16 protein-coding genes are annotated in these 19,730 nt (G+C 61.9%); all 16 read right to left on the bottom strand.

Annotated features, from left to right (window positions below):
- Positions 1–66: 66 nt before the first annotated feature.
- Complete coding sequence (locus tag EN853_RS14830) at positions 67–978, bottom strand: ABC transporter permease (protein ID WP_127860503.1); 912 nt, start codon at positions 976–978, stop codon at positions 67–69.
- Positions 975–2,075: an ABC transporter permease gene (locus EN853_RS14835; protein ID WP_127860504.1), complete on the bottom strand. Its 1,101-nt coding sequence runs from the start codon at positions 2,073–2,075 to the stop codon at positions 975–977. Before EN853_RS14835 ends, EN853_RS14830 begins: the two co-directional genes overlap by 4 nt.
- A complete protein-coding gene (locus EN853_RS14840; protein ID WP_127860505.1) occupies positions 2,072–3,595 on the bottom strand; it encodes an ABC transporter ATP-binding protein in 1,524 nt (507 codons plus the stop codon). The genes EN853_RS14835 and EN853_RS14840 overlap by 4 nt, the downstream gene beginning before the upstream one ends.
- 2 nt (positions 3,596–3,597) lie before the next feature.
- A complete protein-coding gene (locus EN853_RS14845; protein WP_189343883.1) occupies positions 3,598–4,692 on the bottom strand; it encodes a BMP family ABC transporter substrate-binding protein in 1,095 nt (364 codons plus the stop codon).
- Between the two features lie 33 nt (positions 4,693–4,725).
- Complete coding sequence (locus EN853_RS14850; protein ID WP_127860507.1) at positions 4,726–6,105, bottom strand: amidohydrolase; 1,380 nt, start codon at positions 6,103–6,105, stop codon at positions 4,726–4,728.
- Between the two features lies 1 nt (position 6,106).
- The gene (locus EN853_RS14855; RefSeq protein ID WP_127860508.1) at positions 6,107–6,760 is read right to left on the bottom strand and encodes a glutathione S-transferase family protein; all 654 of its coding nucleotides are present in this window, start codon (positions 6,758–6,760) and stop codon (positions 6,107–6,109) included.
- On the bottom strand, positions 6,757–7,602 hold the full coding sequence (locus tag EN853_RS14860) for an aromatic ring-hydroxylating dioxygenase subunit alpha (protein ID WP_127860509.1): 846 nt from the start codon (positions 7,600–7,602) through the stop codon (positions 6,757–6,759). The genes EN853_RS14855 and EN853_RS14860 overlap by 4 nt, the downstream gene beginning before the upstream one ends.
- Entirely contained in the window at positions 7,599–8,249 is a 651-nt protein-coding gene (locus EN853_RS14865; RefSeq protein WP_127860510.1) for a Rieske (2Fe-2S) protein, read from the bottom strand. Before EN853_RS14865 ends, EN853_RS14860 begins: the two co-directional genes overlap by 4 nt.
- Before the next feature lie 161 nt (positions 8,250–8,410).
- Positions 8,411–8,680, bottom strand: a complete 270-nt coding sequence (locus EN853_RS14870) for an acylphosphatase (RefSeq protein WP_127860511.1) — start codon at positions 8,678–8,680, stop codon at positions 8,411–8,413.
- A 387-nt stretch (positions 8,681–9,067) separates the two neighbouring features.
- The gene (locus EN853_RS14875) at positions 9,068–9,745 is read right to left on the bottom strand and encodes a hypothetical protein (protein WP_127860512.1); all 678 of its coding nucleotides are present in this window, start codon (positions 9,743–9,745) and stop codon (positions 9,068–9,070) included.
- Between the two features lie 29 nt (positions 9,746–9,774).
- Entirely contained in the window at positions 9,775–10,974 is a 1,200-nt protein-coding gene (locus EN853_RS14880) for a hypothetical protein (RefSeq protein WP_127860513.1), read from the bottom strand.
- A gap of 66 nt (positions 10,975–11,040) precedes the next feature.
- Positions 11,041–11,769 (bottom strand): TfuA-like protein, encoded by a 729-nt coding sequence (locus EN853_RS14885; protein WP_167524481.1) that lies wholly within the window; start codon positions 11,767–11,769, stop codon positions 11,041–11,043.
- A 4-nt stretch (positions 11,770–11,773) separates the two neighbouring features.
- Positions 11,774–12,931, bottom strand: coding sequence for a YcaO-like family protein (locus EN853_RS14890; protein ID WP_127860515.1), 1,158 nt, complete (start codon positions 12,929–12,931; stop codon positions 11,774–11,776).
- A 30-nt stretch (positions 12,932–12,961) separates the two neighbouring features.
- Entirely contained in the window at positions 12,962–16,123 is a 3,162-nt protein-coding gene (locus EN853_RS14895; protein WP_127860516.1) for an AAA family ATPase, read from the bottom strand.
- Positions 16,124–16,413: 290 nt separating this feature from the next.
- Positions 16,414–18,303: an adenylate/guanylate cyclase domain-containing protein gene (locus EN853_RS14900; RefSeq protein WP_127860517.1), complete on the bottom strand. Its 1,890-nt coding sequence runs from the start codon at positions 18,301–18,303 to the stop codon at positions 16,414–16,416.
- A 186-nt stretch (positions 18,304–18,489) separates the two neighbouring features.
- Entirely contained in the window at positions 18,490–19,626 is a 1,137-nt protein-coding gene (locus EN853_RS14905) for an FAD-binding oxidoreductase (RefSeq protein WP_127860518.1), read from the bottom strand.
- Positions 19,627–19,730: the final 104 nt, after the last annotated feature.

Here is a 19,730-nt window from a genome sequence, read left to right on the forward strand (position 1 = left end):
TGCGGCAGATATGGTGCGACCTGCGCTCAGATGTCGGGTTATTGCGCGCCCGGGCGGCGAGCGACACTATTGTTCGAAAGGCTCTCCCAGCGAAGCCACGCCGTTGAGCTTGAGCAGACGCCGGTTCGAAGAAATGATGCCCAGCACGACGATTGTCACGAGATAAGGTAGGCTCGATAGAAGTTGCGAGGAAACGTCGAGCCCAGTTGTCTGGGCCGCGAGGCTTGCGAGGGACACGGCGCCGAAGAGGCAAGCGCCGAGGAAGATACGGCTGGTAAGCCAAGTGCCGAAGACCACGAGCGCGATCGCGATCCAGCCGCGCCCGGCGATCATGCCATCGGCCCAGAGCGGAGTGTAGACCACGGCCGCGTAGGCACCGGCGAAACCCGCGAACGCGCCGCCGAAAGCGACCGCGGCGAAACGCACGGCGATTACCGGATAGCCGAGCGCACGGGCCGCCTTGGGATTCTCGCCGACGGCGCGCACGACAAGGCCGGTCTTGGTGTAGGCGAATATCGCCCAGATGGCGACGGTCGCAGCAAGCGAGAGCCACACGACGACGTCCTCGACGAACAGGCCGCCGATGACCGGGATATCTGAAAGCCAGGGCAATGAAAGCTTCGGTAGGCCTTTGACCGTGAGGCTCTCATAGCTCTTGCCGAACAGTGCCGAGAGACCCTGGCCGAGTATGCCGATGGCGAGACCCACCGCGACCTGGTTGGCGCGGAACCCTAGCGCGATGACGGCAAAGACAAGGGAAAGAGCCGTGCTGGCGAGGCCCGCGGCGACGAAACCCAGGAGGTGACCGCCGCCGTGATAGACGATGATGAAGGCGATGACCGCCCCCAGGGCCATCAGTCCCTCCACGCCGAGATTGAGGACGCCGGCCCGCTCGGCCACCATTTCTCCCAGCGCCGCCAAAAGGAACGGCGTGGCCGCCGCCAGCATTCCGGCAACGATGAACTCGAGGGCATTCATGGAGCGCTTCCGTGGGCGGCATGGCGCCATTCGAGCCGGTAGCGGACGAAGGCGATGGCGATGAGATAGGCGAGCAGCAGGCTGCCCTGGAAGACCCGGACCGCGGCGACTGGCAGATTTGCCGAGACCATGGCGTTGTCGCCACCGATATAGAGGGCCGCCATGAGCAGCGCGGAAAAAACGATGCCTATCGGGTGAAGGCCACCGAGATAGGCCACGATGATGGCCGCGTAGCCGTAGCCGGTCGAGATGGAGCGCTGCAGCTGGCCGAGCGGCCCGGCAACCTCGGCCGCCCCGGCGAGGCCCGCCGCGAAACCACCGATGAGGAGCGAAAGCCAGATCGCGCGTCCTTCGTTGAAGCCGGCGTATCCGGCGGCGCGCGGCGCGAGGCCGCCGACCTGCAGCTTGTAACCCGCGAAACTCCTCTGCATGAACACCCAGGCCGCGAGGGAGAAGGCGAAGGCGACAAGCAGCGAGACGTTGACGCGGGTGCCGGGGATCAGGATCGGCACCATCGCGTCAAACTGGAACATCACCGATTGCGGGAAGTTGAAGCCGTTCGGATCCTTCCAGGGGCCGAGAAGCAGATAGTTGAGCAATTGCGCGGCAACGAGCGCCAGCATGAGCGACACGAGAATCTCGTTTGCGTTGAGCCTCACGCGCCAGAAGGCCGTTAGCGACGCCCACAGCGCGCCGCCCAGCGCACCGATCACCAGCATGGAGGGCCAGATCCATTGGCCGGTTGCCTGCGGGAACCAGATGGGAATGGCGGATGCGAAGATTGCACCGAGGATGAACTGACCCTCGGCGCCGATGTTGAAGACCTTTGCGCGAAAGCCGATAGCAAGCCCCTGCGCGATCAGCAGGAGCGGCCCCGTCTTCAGCAGAACTTCCGAGAACGAGGCCCAGGACAGGAAAGGCTCCAGAAGCATCGCGTGGAAAACAGCGACCGGATCGCGGCCCATCAGGAGGTAGAGCCCGAGATTGAGGATTGTCGCCAGGCCGAGCGCCACGGGCGGGGCGACCAGCTTCACCGTAAGCGAGGCATGCTCCCGGCGAACCAGAACGGGAAGGAACGGCCTGGAGAGAGCGCTCATGCCGGGACCTTCCTGGCCGTTGAATGCGCGCCGATCATGTAGCGGCCGATCTCCTCGGGCCTGGTGTCGCGCGTCACCAGCGGCGGGCTCAGCCGGCCCTGATGGATCACCTGGATCGAATCGCAGAGTTCGAACAGTTCCTCCAGCTCCTCCGAGATGACGAGGATGCCCATGCCTTCGTTGCGCAGCGCGACAAGGCGCCGGCGGATGGCGGATGCGGCGCCGATGTCCACGCCCCAGGTGGGCTGCGCCACGAACAGCAATTTCGGGGACAGCATGATCTCGCGGCCGACGATGAACTTTTGCAGATTGCCCCCTGAAAGCGCGCCGGCCTCCGCTTCGGACCCGGGCGTGCGCACGTCGTATTGCCGGATGCAGTTATCGGTGAAAGCCTTGGCGCGGGTCGTGTCGACGAGGCCGCGTTTCAAGAGGCCGGAGGGATGGGCGGTCAGAAGGCTGTTGAGGACGAGCGACATTTCCGGCACCGCGCCGCGGCCCAGCCGCTCCTCCGGAACGAAGGCGAAGCCCAGTCGGCGGCGGGCCGCCGCGTCGAGCGCGCCGACATCCCTTCCCATCATGAAGATACGCTCTGACTTGTCGCGCGGCAGTACCGCCTCGCCCGAGATCAGCGCCGCGAGTTCGCTCTGCCCATTGCCCGATATGCCGGCGATACCGAGGATCTCGCCTGCCCGAACCGTCAGGCTGACGTCGGAAAGCGCCACGGCGAAGGGATCGTCCGGCCGATGCTCGAGGCCGAGGATTTCAAGGCGCTTTTCCCCGCCGGAATGCGCAACCGCCGGCATGGGCTGCGGCATATCGCGGCCGATCATCATGCGGGCGAGGTCGTGCGCGTCGTGGTCACGCGGATCCACATGGCCGGTGATGCGCCCGCCGCGCAGGATGGTCGCGCGGTCGCAGACCGCGCGGATCTCCTCCAGCTTGTGCGAGATGAACAGAATGGACACGCCGCCGTCGCGCAGCCGCCGCAACGTCTCGAAAAGCTTGTCCACCGATTGCGGCGGCAGGACGGAGGTCGGCTCGTCGAGGATCAGGAGCTGCGGTCGGGTCATCAGGCAGCGGATGATTTCCACCCGCTGCCGCTCTCCAACCGAGAGCGCGTGCACATGAGCGAGCGGATCGACCTCCAGGCCGAAGTCGCGGCCGAGCTTGCGGATGCCTTGCGCAAGATCCGATTTTTTCCCGGGCACGACCAGCCGGATGTTCTCCACCACCGTCAACGTCTCGAACAACGAGAAATGCTGGAAGACCATGCCGATCCCCTTGCGTCTCGCATCCGCCGGGGACGCGAGCGCGAGGGGCTCTCCTTTCCAGCTCGCCGTTCCGGCGTCCGGCTGCTCGACGCCGTAGATCAGCTTCATCAGCGTCGATTTGCCCGCCCCGTTCTCTCCGAGGATCGCGTGGATCGAGCGCGGAGCCACGTCCAGATCGATGTCCCGATTGGCATGGATCTGGCCGTAGCTCTTGGAGATGCCGCTCAGCGACAGAAGCGGGGCGGTCATGGTTACTTGGGCAGCGGCGTGGTGACACCCTTGACGTGCCAGTCCATGGCGACGATCTCGGCCTCGGTCATTGTCTTGCCGGCGGGAACGCCTTCGCTGCCGTCGGCCTTGGCGATCGGACCGGCAAAGGGCGAGAAGCTGCCGTCGGCGATCTTGGCTTCAACCTCCTTGATCTTGGTCATGATGTCGGCCGGGATGCCCGGGTTCCAATCGACGACTTCGACGACCTTGTCGCCGACACCCAAGAAGGCGTTGGCGCCCTTGAAGGTACCGGCAAGGTGGGCGTCGACCGAGGCTTTGAAGAAGGGCGACCAATCGGTCGCCACGCAGCCGAGATAGGTCTTGGGCGCGTATTTCTTCATCGACGAGTTGAGGTTGAAGGCGGGGATGCCGGCCTCCTCGCAGGCCGCAACGACGGAAGGCGTGTCCTGCGCGTTGGAGAAGATGACGTCGCATTTCTGCGCCAGCAGCGCCTTGGCGGCTTCCTGCTCCTTGGCCGGATCGAACCAGGAGTTCACCCATACGACCGAAACCTCGACATCGGGCTTCACCGCCTGCGCCCCCAGCGTGAAAGCGTTGACGGAGGTGATCAGCTCGGGAATGGCGAAGGCGGAGACCGAGCCGAGCTTGCCGGTCTTCGAAAGCGCGGCCGCCGCCATGCCCATCAGGTAGGTGCCCTGGGAATATTGGGCAGCAAAGGGCGAGAAGTTCGGCGCCACCTGGAAACCGGAAGCGTGCAGCACGGTGACGTCGGGATTGCGGCGCGCGATCTGCAGGGCGCCGTTCTGGTAGCCGAAGGAACCGGCGATCAGGAACTTGTTCCCGTCGGCGACCGCCTTGTTCATGATGCGGTCGGCGTCGGGGCCTTCCTGAATGTTCTCGATGATGGTGACCTTCACCTTGTCGCCGTAGGCAGCCTTGACCGGCTCGAGCCCGTCGGCCAGCGCACGGCCCCAGCCGACGTCGCCGACCGGCGAGGGGACCACAAGCACGATGCCCAGCGGTTCGTCGGCGGCAAGCGCGCGGCTACCCACCGCGGCGACGAGCCCGGTAGCGGCAGCGCCCTTCATCAATGTTCTGCGGGTAAGATTTGTCAGCATGTCGGTTCCCCTTGCTTTTGGTTTTGGCTTCTAGAATTCCACGGTCGCGAGCGCCGCCTCGGCTTGTGCGAACAGCCTGGCCTCGTCGAGCCCCGGGAACTCTCCCCTGGCCCAGACGATGCGGCCGTTGATCATCGTCATGTCGGTCGGCGTGCCGATGCCCACCTTGGCCAGCAGGCTCAGCGGATCGTGCCGCGTGCCGACATAGTCCATGCGCCGCGTGTCGATGGCGAACAGGTCGGCGGCCATGCCGGGCGACAGCCTGCCGATGTCGCCGCGCCCGAGCAGCGCCGCGCCCCCGGTTGTCGCATAGCCGAGGAAATCGGCCGGCGGCGGAACCGGATGGTCACGTGTCGACGCCGACAGGCATTGCAGCATGTAGGCGGAATGGATGCAGTGCATCAGGTTGGAATTGTCGTTCGAGGCGGCGCCGTCGCAACCCAAGCCCACAATGAGCCCGAGGGCCGACATCGCCGGTATGTCGGTGATTTCGGCGCCGACGAGATAGACCGGCTCCGGGCAGTGCGCGACGCCGGTGTCGCTGGCGGCCATCTTGCGCAGCTCGTCGTGGGTCAGTTCCCAGCAATGGGCATAGAAGGCATCCGACCCGCAGAAGCCTATCTCCGCGCAATAGTCCACCGTGCGCAGGCCATGGCGGGCCCGCATGACCGAGCTTTCGCCCTCGCCGACATGGGTATGCATGCGCACCTTGCGATCGCGCGCCAGCGCCACCGATTCCACGAATGTCTCGCGACAGCAGTTGACCGGCTGGCAGGGCGCGACGACGACCTGACGCATGCCGAAGCGACCGGCATCATGGTAGGCGTCGATCAGCCGGGCGCAGTCGGCGATGAACTCGTCCGTCGTTTCCAGCATGGCGTCGGGGATGGTCGAGCCTTCCGATTTCGGCAGCGTGTTGCCGCCACGTCCGGCATGGAAGCGCATGCCGAGCAGTTCGGCCGCCTCGAACTGCCGGTCGATCAGCCTTTTGCCGGCATGCCGCGGAAAGCAATACTGATGGTCGAACGCCGTCGTGCAGCCGTGCTTTATCAACTCCGCCATGGCCGTGACCGATGCGTGGTAGAAGCACTCCTCGGTCAACCGCGAGAAGATGGGATAGATGCGGTCGAGCCATTCGATGACCGACAGCTTCGTCCAGTCCAGATCGGCGCGGTTGCGCACGAAGCACTGAAAGAAGTGGTGATGGGTGTTGACGAGGCCGGGATAGACGAACCAGCCGGCGGCATCCTGCACGACGGTCCCGACAGGCAGCTCCCCCTTGTCGAGGCCTTCGCCGATGGCCCGTATTGCCGGGCCGTCGGTCAACACATCGACATTGCGACGGACGCGCGGACCGTTGCCATCGTCCACGATGACCGCAGCGCAGTTCTTCAACAGATAGCCCGCCACGTCAGGCCTCGCCTGGGACGGGCTCGGGTCTGAGCTCGTGCAGCCGGTGGATGCCGGGCATCTCGATGAAGCCGTCGAGTCCGCGGATCGCCCGCGACCACAGCCGGATCGCGGGATAGGGATCGAGTGAGACGCCGCCGTCCGGCGCCAGCGCCACATAGGGAAAGCAGGCGATGTCGGCGACACTCGGCCGGTCCGACGCGAGGAAACGCTGGCCGCGGATATGCTGTTCGACGAGGCCGGCTTCCAACTCCCTCAGGGCCGTTGTCCCCTGTCCCTGAAGGACATCGATATTGCCCGGACGCAGCAGCATCTCATGCAGGCGCGCCGCGCCCAGGCTGGCGGTCAGCCGATGCGAGAAGGAAAGCCATTGCTGGACGCGCGCCGCCTCTCCGGCCGTATCGTTGCCCAGCCATTGCGGTGCCGCCTTCGCGGCGAGGTAGACAAGCATGGCCGAGGATTCGGTCAGGACGAGGTCGCCATCCTCCAGGATCGGGATCGAACCCGCCGGGTTAAGCGCCATAAGTTCGGGACCGCGATGCTCGGCGCCGGGATGGAAGTCGACGGGCCGGATGTCGAGCTTCACCCCGGCCAGCGCAGCCATCAGGCGCGCCTTGTAGCAGCTCGGCGACAGCACGTAGTCGTAGAGCTTCATTGCGCCACCAGTTGCGCGCCGTAGGTGTAGCCATGGCGTTTCAGCCAGCGCCGGTAGGCAACCGAGGTCAGGTCGGCTCGCGTGGGAATCTCCATGCCGGGATCGAGCGGCAGCAGCCCCGGAATCTGGTTTTCAAGGATCGACCGGTCCTGGACGAAGATCGTCTGCTGGAAATGGATCAGGTCTGTCATGGGCGTCTCGTCGTCGAACAGCGCCATCCATGGCCAGACGTCGCAGAGGTCTTCGGCAAGAGGCTGCACGAAAAGCGTGATGACGTCCCATTCACCCGGGCGCGGCGGACAGGTCTTGTAGAGGATCGAGCAGGTCGGCGCAGGCACGCGATACATGTATTCCGTGGTTATGCCGCCTTCCGCCGACTTGGCGGCCTGCGGCTGGTAGAACTTAACCTGGGTCGCCCAAACCTCGTCTTCGTCCTCGCGGATCTCGACCTTGTAGTTCTGCACCTCCGTATGCGGTTCGGCCCCCAGTATGTCGGTGTGTACGAAAGGAAAATGCGCGATGTCCAGGAAGTTCTCCACCGCACGCAATGGCGAACAGCGCACGCGCACCACCCCGACATCGACGAGCCGGCGGCCCGGCTGATCGGCCTCGGGGATCGCAAACAGCGGCTTTTGTGGATCGCCGAGCGATGACCAGACATGGCCATAGCGGATGCAGGTCGGCAGGTCACGTCCGTTACCGCCCGTCACCTTCGCGTTTCCATCTTCGCCGCGTCTCACCGCGATCGGTTCGCCCATCAGGGCCGTCCTGCGCCCATGCGCATCGAGCTGGCTAGCAAGGCTGACAGGGTACCATCCGTCGATCATCGTGTTGCGGGTCATCGGGCGATCCCGCCGCGCGCAATATCCTCGGCCGCCCCCCGCAGCGCCTCGGCGGCCCTCGACGCGGCGATACGCTCGTCCGGATTGCTGTCCTCGTCCACCAGAACATGCATCAGCGTGCGCGCCTGCCCTTCGGGAGCAAGCAGCAGCCAGACGGCTCGGTCATCGTGCGTGTAGTCGAGCAGGCCTTCAGCGGCCTTCGTGCCCGCGGCCGCCTCCAGCGCCACGATGCCCGCTTCCAGCACCATGGAGCGGAGCGGCGCAAGGCCCTCGAACCGCGGCGGCCCGGCGGCGGGTTCGCCAACCGAAATCCATATGATGCCGCCGCCATCCTCGACGCGCAGCGTCGCGACACGGATCGTGTCCGGCGGCGCCAGTGCCGGATGGGCCGGAATGCGAAGGCAGTTTCCCGCCTTGGCGTAGCTCCAGCCGTGATAGATGCAGGCCAGGGTCTCACCGCGTACAAAGCCGTGGGAAAGGCGCATGCCGCGATGGGGGCATCTGTCGGCAAAGGCCGCCGCACGGCCGGAGCGGCTTCGCCAAAGGGCAACCGGTCCGGCCGGGGATTGCGCCGGCATTACGGTTCCCGCCGGCAAGTCCGCGGAGAGAGCAACAGGCATCCATGAGCCGGTCGGATAAGGCGGCATTCATCGACTTTCAAAACGGTACCAGCATCTTCCCGAGCGCAGCTTCGCGGTCAAGGACATGCTAATACGCCGGACTACGTTTGCACAACATTTCCTCACTGGCAATAATGCCTAAAAAATGTGCATGCCACCTTGGTAGGTTGAGGCCGCAGGCCGGAAAGCTAGCCCGATTCGCACTCGATCGGCGCCCGGTGGATGGCCTCGACCCAGACATCGATTGGTCCAAGAGAGCACCCCATCTCCATCATGTCGATGAGTTCGGCCGGACCGGCAATGTCGAGTTCAATGCGGTCGGGACCAGCAACGCATATTGCCTGCACGAGCCCGAGCTTGGCGGCATGACGCTCGATCCACGGAAGAAAGGATGCCGCCTCGAACTCGCCGAGGATCGTCATGCGCTCCCGCCAGGAACATCGATTTTGCTCGTTCATAGAAAACCCCGGCAATGAAGCTGATACATATATCTATCTACATCACGCTCAATCGCTGAAGCATCTGATCAAGTGCCATGACCAGGCCGTGGTGAGGCATACGAGAGAATACGAAGGAAATGGGTTGGCGAACCATCCGCTAACATATTGATTTTCAGTAGAAAACGTTGTCTCTTCGGGCCCGTCATAACCTTTGATTTTGTTGCCGAAAATTGCTATCGGCCCCTGCAGCGAAGCGACCCGACTGATCCTGGGCGCCAAGCCCCAGGTTGATTGGGCAGCGTTGCAGTCAACTCAACGCCCCAAGCTCCGCGAGGTATCGTTTCCAACTGCATCAATCTCGGGCCGGCTGACCCTCGATGGCCGCGAAGTAGCAGGGATCTATCGCTATTCGGTCAGTCTGCCACTGCGGTGCCCAAGCGCCTGCCTGGCCGCGTACATGGTCGGCGAGCGCTTACCGGGAAGGTTGGCCTCGAGAACAAGCTGTTCGACAAAGCCCTGGTTCATTTCGAACTCGACGCATTGGTCGAGTTTATCAACGATCCAGACCCTGTAGTAGTCTTTCTTAAGATCATATCCGGAATCATCGCCGGGTATCTCTAGCGGAGGCGCGGGTATCAACATAATTTTGGGCTTTGGCAGATCGTATGTGTGCCCCTCATACGCGTATCCAAATATTATTCCAGAGCTAAATTTCTTCTTATCTTTCTTCGTATCTTTCTTCGTTTTTGGTTCTATGTCGATGGCGCTTATCAATAGCATATAATTTTCTAATACAGACTTCACAAAAACATAAGAGCTGTCGGGTTTTTCTCCTTGCTTGTTAAACATTACTTTTATTAACTTCAGTAACTCGTCATGGTTATAATCAAGATCGCCTTCTGCCAATTTGGAAAAAGTTATGGCGTACTGACCCTCTTTTACAATAGTGCTTATATCTCCAAAATCATTTTTGTGTTCTGGCTTTGGTAGTCCAGGAACCCCGTAGAGCCGCACCTGCGTTGCATTGAACGCTCCGTGCACATCGGTCGACGTATATGTAGGGCGGTGATAGTCGTCGCTCATGATGCTTCTCCTCGCTTTGACAATTCAGTTCATGAAATTTCTCGCCACCTGAAGTTTTCCTCGAACTTAGCGCCCAGCGCCGGCGCGATGCGACCACCAGCTTCGGTTACGGCAATCGCGGCATTCTCAAATGTCAGATCGTCTGCGTCGAGGCTGGACCAGGTCCGGGCAAGGGTCAGCGCCACATCGTCACGCGCCCGGGTAAGCGCGCTCTTGAACAGGAACGGTCTGGCACGGAAGGCCAGTGCCGTGAAATCCGAGATGCGTTGCATGGCGACCTCGTCGATATCCCTGATGTCGATATCGAGAAGCCGCTCGTCGGCCAGCCCATCACCCACGAGATTCGCGTGATAGGCGTCGACGATCGTGTCGAAAACGGCGCCAGTAAAGGGCCGCGACCTGTCATGAATTTCGTCAGTGACTTCAGACATACGGCGCGAATTGCTGGCCAGGCGAATCTGCCGGTCGCCGATCAGTTCGGCGATGCGGTTGAGTTCGTTTAGGACGAGGAGGTTGCCGTCGCAGTGGCGGAGCAGCCGGTCGAGACCGCTGTCGAAATGCAGAAAGGACAGAAGCGACGTTATGTCGGCGCTCGCCTCATGGAACGACGCGAAGTCGCCGGTCTTCAAGCCATTTGCCGGCACCCCAAAAAGGGAAAACAGAATCGCATGGCCGACTTCATGCGCAATCGTATCGAAGTTGAGGGCATAGGGATAATTTCGACCGTCGGGCGCCCTGTCCGCGCCGAGTTCCAGATAACCATAGCCAGACTGGGCGTTGTTCCAGTCGACCCACGGAATGATCTCCAACCGCTCATAGGTTTCCGCGAAGTACCAGGTAATCGGCCGCCCAAGGTAGCTTTCCCAGATGTCCAGGACCCGGCTGACTGCCCCAAAGGCGTGTGCCGCCAGGAACTGACGTGAATTCAATGAAATCTGGTCGAAGTGACCGTCGTAGGCGGGTTCCGCCGGCGGGAAGACCTCGCCAACGAAGGGCGGCAGATAGGGGTACTCGTAAGGTTCCTTGTCGAGGAGCGGATCGCGGACATAGATGCGATGGTCCTCCGGACCGGGGCCTAATTGGCCCGGCGGGGTCGATATCCAGACGGTCTCGGGCGTGCCGTAATCAGCAAGGTGAGGCACCTGGGGAAATAGCAGGAAGCGCGTGCCGACGGAGCGACTTTGGTCGCTGGATCGATCGAGCGTCCCCAGTAGCTCAGCCCCTCTCATTTTAATACATTAGCAAAATGGCATGCGTATTGTAAATTGAGATTGAGAATTCTCGCCCGGATGCTTTCAAACCTCTAACCCGGCTTCGTCGAGATCCTTGAAGAAAGCCGCAGTCAATTGGAAATCCGGCAGGGGTGCGGACTCCCTGAATAGACCGTGATGCAAGAGCCGGAGCGCATCACGCGCATCCTGCTTCTTTTGCTGAACGAAAGCTGCCGCCAGGATTTCCTGATATTTTTCGACAACGAGATCACCTTCACATGACAGGGCGTCACCGACCATGCGGGCGAGCGTGCGCTCGCGAAAATTGAGAGCTTGCGCGGCGCACTCCAGCCTGGTCCTGTATTCATCCGAAATGATGCCGCGAAGGCGGGCCCTGCGAACCGTCATGCGAAGATCGATCAGCGCGTGGGTTATCGGCGCGGAGTTTACCTGCCATGGTCCGTGCAGCACGGCCACTGCATCGTCAGGCGCAAACGCAAAACGACGATACCACCGGTAGATGAGCCCCACTCCCTGCATGTATGGAAAGAGTTCCGCAGCGCGAAGAGCCCCCATGCTCGCTGCGCCTATTACCGGAACACCTTTCGCTATTGCCCAAAGGATTTCCTTGTGCCTGACCGCCGGCTCCGACTGAAAGCCGCCGTCGATGATGACTATCGCACTCGGATCAAAATGCTGCACAGCCGCAATGATCGAACCCTGCACAGCCGGGGCAAGGCAGATCGCGTCCACCACTTCCTGCACTTCGCTCTGTGACAGGGTGGGACCGGCAAAGACCAGCTTGGGATGCATTTGCCTACCCATGCAACAGCGGCGTTAAGGCCGGTATGACGATCCTGACGACCGACAGATCGCTCAGCGGTCTTGTATCGAGCTGAATCCTGTACACCGCATCGATTCCTGCATCCTCGACCTGTGCGAGAAGAGCGGACATCCTCTTTCCCGCGCTGGTGTAGTTCTGCCCGGCAATCGCATGGAAATGCACTTCGCGAGGGCCGTCGGACAGGAGCCGTCGGTGCGCCGCAATTTTTTGCCAATCCGGATATTTAGGATAGAACGCGCGTGTCAGGTCATCACGGGCGCCGGAGATCGCCGTCAGTCGCGACTGCGCCGCCTCGTAGATTGCGTGAACGATCGCGGACGCGGCATCGAAACCTGCAGCCGAACCCTCTGCCGGATGGTGAAGAATTGCGGTTTCCGGCGGCCGATCCTCCATGAGATGGCACCAGATCACCGGCAGTCCCAGCGGTGAGGGGGCGTGCCAAAGCCCCACCAGCAGGCCTTTGGCTTCCAGGCTTTCGAGAAGGCCCGCAACTGTCGGATCGTCGATCGTTCTCGGGTCAATTCGACGGCGCTGGAAAAAGCCATGGGTTCGCTCCGCCCGCGTGAGTGCGTCGCGCTCGATGCATTCCATTATCCCGTGCAGGATGGAGTCCGTTTCCTCGAAGGAGGCCGCCAGGCCGGACGTCGATGAAGCGAAGATTTCCTCTTGGGGCCGTGGGGGAAACACGTAGGCAGTGTGCACAAGCTCGAATGGGACCCAATCCTGCAGACCACCCTTGAGGATATTCTCGGCATGAATCCAAGCTATCTCTCTGCTGCGCCATCCCGGGTCGACACCAGGCTGGAGATGGGCTTCGAATCTTTCAGGAGGGATATTCAGGGAGTCCGCGGAGGCGGCGATGGGGTCGTAGTGTGCCAAGCGTTCGGCAAAGTAGGACTCTGCAGTCTCGAGAATGGCCGACACCGCAGCTTCGGTTCTCGTCGGCCCCTTGCCTTGCGAGACGGAGTTTAAAAAGGAGAAAGGCCTGACCGCCTGAACTACGGGTATGTCAAGCACGTCGAGACCTGTGATGTCTGCAATCCTTGTTATGCCCAAGAGCTCGCGCATCGTCATTAGCCGCATGAGCGCTTCGTGCGGCGGAGGACCCGAGCGCTCGTATCGTTCCAGCATGGAGGGTTCCTGATCTCCCGGTCGCGCGGGCTAGTGACGCAGGCTCGGTTCTCGATTGACGAACAACGCCGCGCCTTGCTCGATGGCTGATTTCGCCAAGCCGACGCGACTGCGGTACTGCCGGGATAGTTCCTCTGATACGCCCCATGTCCTGAGCATCTCGTATGCATTGAGCAGGATTGGCACCGCGTTTTGCTCATCGGCAATGGCCAGGCTCTTGGAGAGCGCGGCAACAATATCCATGCCTGAGGAGCCGCTAAGCAGAAGAAGATGGGCCTTTCGCCGATAGAGTTCGGCGAGCCAAGAAAGACTGCCACCTGCTTCGGCTTCCGCAGCCGCGGAAGAGACAAGCGTAAGGGCCTCCTCAATCTCGCCTGTCCGGGCCAGAAGCTCCGCCAGCATGCCGTAGTAGACAGGATAGTCTTCCGGCGTCTGGAGTTCGCCGTGGATGGCAAGACCCTCCTTGATCTGGTCCCTGCCTTGCTCTACCCGAGCCGCATTTCCTTCGCACCAGCCTTCGAGGATTTGCGCCAAGGCGGCAAGGGAGGGCAGATGGTGGCGCTTCGTCAATTCGCGAATATCGGCGATGACGCCCCGGAGCGCCGAGAAATCGCGGCGATAGCAATCAAGCATCGCTTCGTTGATGTAGACATGGGCGATACTACCAACATGCGCCGTTTGCATTGCCCAGCTCCTGGCTTCAGCCAATGACCGAACTGCGCTTGCGGCCCGGCCGGTAAACCATTGAGAGAGACCCCTATGCGACAGGCCGCAGACCCTGGCGTCATGGCCGCCGAACAGAGTTGCATTCCCTGCCCTTTGGCCAGTCCCATAGAGCGCAAGTCCTTCGTCGACCGCCGCTATGCAGTTCTTGTGATGCCCAAGATTGAATTCGATTGCCCAAACACAGTGTCTGGCCTGAAACTGCACTTCGGGGTCGTCGACATCCCTCAGGTCGGTGAGGACGGTCCGTGCGCGTTCCCCGTCAATGGTGGGGCCGGTGAACCACCAACCCCAGTAGATCGGAAACCACTTCGCACGCTCGGCGAGTGGCCGCCGCCTGGCGATCTCTACCCCGTCCTCGTAAAGTTTGCGCGCCGGCAGCGAGTTTGGACCTTCCGTGGCTGTAAGTATCGGCCCGAGCGGCATCATCGCGGCGAGACGCAAGACATCCTGCTTGTCCGGCCTTCTCACGCGCTGGCAAAGGGTCATGGCATGGTCGAGAATCTGTCTCGCCTCGGCCATTGCAGAGCGGTCGTAACTTTCCCGGCCGGCTGCGATGTACTGATCGATCGCTTCCTCGATAAGGCCAGCGCGTTCAGCATGTTCCGCCAGTTCAGCCGTACCTAACCATGGGCCCAGACTTCGGTGGCGGCCGACAGCGGAGAAAAGCGACTGATGGAGGGCCTGCCGTCTCCTCCGCAGCAATGTATTGTAGATTGTCTCCCGGATCAGAGCATGACGAAACCCATAGTCGGGCTCGCCGGAAGGCCTGACCCGGATCAGGAATCCCGCCTCGCTGAGGGTGTCCAGTGCATTCCCTATCGTCTCGTCGCTGTATTCCGGCAACAGCTTCCGGAGCAATCCCAGATTGAAACGATTGCCGGCAACGGCGCCCGCTCGTGCCACATCCTTTGCAGGGCCCAAGGCTTCCAACCTGGCTTCAAGGATGCCTTCAAACACCGATATTCGGCTTGATGAGGCGGCTGGCGTAAGGCGATCCGTTATGGAGGCTGCATTCTCGGCGATCCATTGGCAGATTTCCTCGATGAAAAGAGGCACGCCCCCGGTTACCTCCACCACCACGCTAATGAGTTCCGAATGCGCGGCTGATCCGATTTCCGGCCTCATGGCCATGATTGCCTGTCGCGTTTCCTCGCGATCGAGCGGCTTCAGAGTAATATGCGGCAAGTCCCGGAACCCTGAATGGATCTCAGATCCAGGTCGCGCAGTCATTATGAGAAGCACGGGCAGCCGTTGAATGAAGAGTGCAAGTTCCGCCAGCAATTGCCTCGACGTGGGGTCGATCCAATGTATGTCTTCGACCACCAGGATGAGTGGTCCGCGTTCGCATATGGCTTCAATGCTTCTGCGAGCCGCCCAGGTGGCTTTCTCCCGGATGACCTTGAGATCAGCCTCCTTCAGAGCGGGATTCGATCCTTCAGCCCCAAGCAGAAACGAGAAGATGCCGACCACGTCGTCATCATGAACGCTTTGATTTGCGAAGACCTCCGCCACGTCTGAAGTCTCCAGCCGACCCTCTTTGCCGGCCAGGTCACTTCGAACATTTTGCAGCAGGGGATAAAGGGCCGAGTGGGAGCCGCCGGGCTGACATTGAAAAAGCAGCAATTTTGCACGCTGGAAGCGTGTCCTCTTGCGGACTTCATAAAGCAGGCGGGACTTGCCGATACCGGCCTCACCCTCAACCAAAATGACGCTGCCCTTGCCGGCGACGGCATCATCCCAACATGCAGCGATGGTGGCCAGTTCGTGCCTGCGGCCTATAAACGTATTGTTCAAGCGCCCGAAGGCGAAGAAGCGGTCAACGTCCCGCTTGTGGCTGATGGCACGCCAAGTCCGCTCCGGCTCCGCGAAACCTTTGACAGCGTGAATGCCGCCAAAACTGAAAACGTGGGACCGCCGCGCCAGATTTCGGGTCTCGTCGGATACCAATACTGCATCCGGCTGGGCCATAGCCTGGAGCCGCGTCGCCATGGCCAAAGCAGGGCCGGTGACGCTGGCATGCGCCAGGTTACTGCCGTCCCCATGAACGAGGATCATGGATGTAGCAATCCCGACCCGAACATGTAGGTCCGTATGGTCTTTCTCCAGCCCGACCCGCTTGCACGCTTCGATGATTTCGAGTCCTGCCCGGATCGCTTGCGAAGCCGCGTCCTTTGGCTCCATCTCTGCTGGAAAAAGTGCGACACCGCCGTCGCCGGCCTCGCTCACGACAACGCCCGAGTACGATGAGATTGCCTGGCTTGCCTCAGCCCGAAAGGCCGACATCAGTTCTTCATAGTCCTCGATGTCCAGAACCGCGAGCAGGTCGGTTGATCCGACCAGATCGTAACAGAGAGCTGTCATAACGCGCCGCTCGCTGCGAACGTCGGACACACCACTGTCGTCCGTGCTCGAAACGCCCTTGGCAAGGGCCACGATTGGACGCTGTACCCGAGGCTCTTCCGACATGCTGCAGTGCCTTGGCTGGCGGGGTGGGAGCGATACTATCAAATGCGCTAATATTCACCAGAGCGCGGGAGGTGCCGCAGCGGGTCAAAAGGTGTCGGAGGCGTACTCAGTCGGTGAAGGTTGCCCAGATGCCGGGCAGCATGCGGCTTGCGTCGCTCGGCGGCGCAGCGTCACCGACCGGCGCGACGCGGCCTTTCGGAATTGGAAGTCATGACCCAAAGCCGTCTTGCAGTCCCGAGCGGAAAATGGTTCTAAGCTCCGGAAGGCCGTCCTTCGGTTCCGCTTCCTGATTAGCCTTCCGCCTTCGCCAAACTGACCTCCAGATGCACAATCAGCGCCCGATAGCGCGGATGATCGCGCAGAGGGTTCATATCAACGTCCTGCGCCATCCAGTGCACTTGCTGCAATCCAAGCTGCGGCACGCAGTGCTCCAGCGTGTCGATCGCCTTTTCAACGGCGCCGATCGCCGCCAGGAAACACGCGACATTGTAGTGGCTGTTATAGTCCTCCGGGTCGATGGTGATCGCGCGCTCGGCCCACTGGAGGGCGCGTTCGTCTAGGCCGAGATTGTGGAGGATGTAACAACCATAGGCATAGGCTGCCCCATCGTCCGGATAGAGCTGCATGGCTTTCTCGATGCGGGTAAGCAACTCCTCTGAAAGCCTGTGGGCTTCCTCCTCCTCGCCCAGGGTCTTGCGGCAATCCCAGAGCATGCACATCGCACCATAGCTATTGCGATCAACCTCCGCCGCCTTTTCGTAGGCGGCCGCGGCCTCTGCAAACTTGCGCTCCATGCGCAACACGTCGCCCAAGGTCCTGTGCGCCTCGTAGAGATCGGGATCGAGCGCGATTGCTCGCCGGCAGGCGGCGCCTGCGAGCTCGATTTGCTCCTTCTGGAAATGTGCCATCGCGTGGGCCACGTGAGCTTCCGCCAGCGTCGAGTCCAGGGCCAGCGCGCGCTGCGCCTCGGCGCTCAGGGTGATAAGGTTTGCGCTGGGATCTCCGGATCTCAGCAGCATGCCTTCAGCTAGCGCCAGCCCGGCCCGCGCCAGCGCGTATCCGGGATCGATCTCGAGCGCCCGCTGGTAGAGGCGTCGGGCGGAAAGGTGATTGCGCCGGCCCAGGCGCAAGAAATGCTGCCGTCCCATGAGGTAGTATTGATAGGCTTCGACGTTCTCGGTCGTGCGCCTGCCGATGGCGGCATACTCGGCCGGCATCAGCCTGATCTTCAGGGCATCGACGATGGCCCGCGCAATCTCGTCCTGGAGCGCAAATATGTCGTTGAGATCACGGTCGTAGCGCTCGGCCCACACATGATGCCCACTCATCCCGTCGATCAGCTGCGCGGTGATGCGAACGCGACTACCCGCCTTGCGTACGCTGCCTTCCAGCACATGCGAAACGCGCAATTCCCGCGCCGCTTCGCTGACGTCCATCGACTTGCCTTTGAGGGCGAAGGTCGTGTTGCGCGCGGTGACTGCCAGCGCCCCGACCTTGCTGAGATCCGTAATGATGTCCTCGGTGATGCCGTCAGAGAAGTATTCCTGCTCTGGGTCGCCGCTCATGTTGGTGAAAGGCAGCACGGCAATCGATGGTCGGTTGCGGAACGGAAGCGCATCCTTGGCCGACGGTACGGACGAGCTGGTGGGGGATTGCTCAATGGACACGACCCGGTAAGCGCGTATCGGCTCCGCAATGTTGTGAACCCGTTGCTCGCCGATATCCGCATAGACGTATTCGAGCTTGCCTTTTACTTGATCGTAAATGGAGCGCCCTATGCAAACGCCGCCAGGCTCCGCGAGCTTTTCAAGCCGTGCCGCGATGTTCACACCGTCGCCGTATATCGTGTCGTCTTCGACGATCACGTCGCCGAGGTTCACGCCCATACGGAACGCCATACGCCGGTTTTCGGGGAGCCCGGCATTCTCGCCGCCCAGCTCGCGCTGCAGCTCGATCGCACACTGCACGGCGTTAACGGCGCTCGCAAACTCGATCAGCAGGCTGTCCCCGGCCGAGCCGACGATGCGTCCGTGGAACCGGGCGATCTTGGGTTCGAACACCTCGGCTCGGAGCCGCCTCAGCCGTCCCAGCGTTCCCGACTCGTCGGCTGCCATCAGCCGCGAGTAACCTGCCACGTCGGCAGCCAAAATCGCCGCAAGCCTGCGCTGCTCTTCTCGCAAGGGACGGACCTCCCGCCAGTTGAAACAATCTTAGCCTAAGAAACGGCGCGAGCGAGCCCTTGTTCGGATGCCTCAAATCCGAAATTGGCGTCAGGGAAGCATATGTAGCGAAATTCGACTGCGCGGCAGGCCGCATGCGCGCATCCGCCGGCCCGCCGTTGTCGTTATTTATCAACGGCTTCGTACCTATTTCTTGCTTTGGTTAGCCGAAACTCGATGGAAGCGATCGATACTGAAATCATCGAGTGGCGTTTCGCAGCGGCCGGTCGTGATCAACTCGGCCATGGCGTCGCCGACACCAGGACCGAGTTGGAAGCCGTGCCCACTGAAGCCGAAGGCGTGGAACAGGCCCGGCGTCGTCGCCGAGCGCCCCATGACCGGCAACATGTCGCGCACATAGCCTTCGCAGCCCGACCAGGTGCGGATTATCGCGACCTGCGCGATTGAAGGCAGCAGCCGCGCGACGGCGCGCAACTGCGCCGGCAGTCGCATTGGGTCGGCGGCCGCGTGGCCGGGGTCGAGGTCGACTGACACCCTCTCGGCCGCGCCGCCGAAGACGATGTTGCCCCGCTCGACCTGACGCAGATAGGCGCCATAGTTCTTGTCACGCGTCCAGATGCCGACCACCGGCAGGATCCGGTGCGGCAGCGGCTCGGTGACGCCCATTTGCGGGCCGCGGGCGTCGAGCGGAACCGCCTCGCCGAACTGCGCCGCGATGCGCGCGCCCCAGGCGCCTGCTGTGTTGAGCAGGCAATCGGCGGCGAACGTGCCCTTTGAAGTGGTGACGAGGAAGCTGGAGCCCGTGCGCCTGATCGTCTCGACCTCGGCGTCCTCAATGATTTCAGCGCCCAGCTTGCGGGCGGCTTCGGCAAAAGCCGGCGCGATCAGTCGTGGATTGCCGCTGCCGTCATACGGCGAGAGGGACGCCGCGATCGCGTCGGGACCGAGGCCCGGAAAGCGGGCACGGATCCCGCGCGGGGTGAGTTCCTCCAGCTCAAATCCCCAAGGCCGCGCCGCCTCGGCATAGGCCCGCATGTCGGCGAGGCTGTCTTCATCGAAAATCAGCCGGATGTGACCGGTGGCACGGAATTCGACATCGCGGCAAAGCATTTTGTCCGCCTCGCCCCACAGCCTCAGCGAGCGATGGGCAAGCAGAAGCTGGGAGAGATGCCGTCCGGTGCGCCGGATGTTGCCGAAGGACGCGACGGTCGCCCCGCTGCCGACCCGGTTGTGCTCGATCAGACTCACGCGCGCGCCGCGCCTGGCGAGGAAATAGGCCGAAGCCGATCCCATCAGGCCGCCGCCCAGCACGATCACATCCATAGCGGCTCCTTGCGAACAGCAACCGATCCTTGAAGTTCCGATCTTGTCCGCGCCGCGGCATTGCGTCAAAGATGGGTTTGAACGACAGCCATAAGCTTTACCTA

It is taken from the genome of Mesorhizobium sp. M1C.F.Ca.ET.210.01.1.1 (assembly GCF_004791585.1).
In the GTDB taxonomy this organism is placed as follows: Bacteria; Pseudomonadota; Alphaproteobacteria; order Rhizobiales; family Rhizobiaceae; genus Mesorhizobium.

Excerpts from the sequence above, each read along its gene's own strand:
- EN853_RS14830 (WP_127860503.1), bottom strand. The coding sequence starts at position 978 with ATGAATGCCCTCGAGTTCATCGTTGCCGGAATGCTGGCGGCGGCCACG.
- EN853_RS14835 (WP_127860504.1), bottom strand. The coding sequence starts at position 2,075 with ATGAGCGCTCTCTCCAGGCCGTTCCTTCCCGTTCTGGTTCGCCGGGAG.
- EN853_RS14840 (WP_127860505.1), bottom strand. The coding sequence starts at position 3,595 with ATGACCGCCCCGCTTCTGTCGCTGAGCGGCATCTCCAAGAGCTACGGC.
- EN853_RS14855 (WP_127860508.1), bottom strand. The coding sequence starts at position 6,760 with ATGAAGCTCTACGACTACGTGCTGTCGCCGAGCTGCTACAAGGCGCGC.
- EN853_RS14860 (WP_127860509.1), bottom strand. The coding sequence starts at position 7,602 with ATGACCCGCAACACGATGATCGACGGATGGTACCCTGTCAGCCTTGCT.
- EN853_RS14865 (WP_127860510.1), bottom strand. The coding sequence starts at position 8,249 with ATGCCGCCTTATCCGACCGGCTCATGGATGCCTGTTGCTCTCTCCGCG.
- EN853_RS14870 (WP_127860511.1), bottom strand. The coding sequence starts at position 8,680 with ATGAACGAGCAAAATCGATGTTCCTGGCGGGAGCGCATGACGATCCTC.
- EN853_RS14875 (WP_127860512.1), bottom strand. The coding sequence starts at position 9,745 with ATGAGCGACGACTATCACCGCCCTACATATACGTCGACCGATGTGCAC.
- EN853_RS14880 (WP_127860513.1), bottom strand. The coding sequence starts at position 10,974 with ATGAGAGGGGCTGAGCTACTGGGGACGCTCGATCGATCCAGCGACCAA.
- EN853_RS14885 (WP_167524481.1), bottom strand. The coding sequence starts at position 11,769 with ATGCATCCCAAGCTGGTCTTTGCCGGTCCCACCCTGTCACAGAGCGAA.
- EN853_RS14890 (WP_127860515.1), bottom strand. The coding sequence starts at position 12,931 with ATGCTGGAACGATACGAGCGCTCGGGTCCTCCGCCGCACGAAGCGCTC.
- EN853_RS14895 (WP_127860516.1), bottom strand. The coding sequence starts at position 16,123 with ATGTCGGAAGAGCCTCGGGTACAGCGTCCAATCGTGGCCCTTGCCAAG.
- EN853_RS14905 (WP_127860518.1), bottom strand. The coding sequence starts at position 19,626 with ATGGATGTGATCGTGCTGGGCGGCGGCCTGATGGGATCGGCTTCGGCC.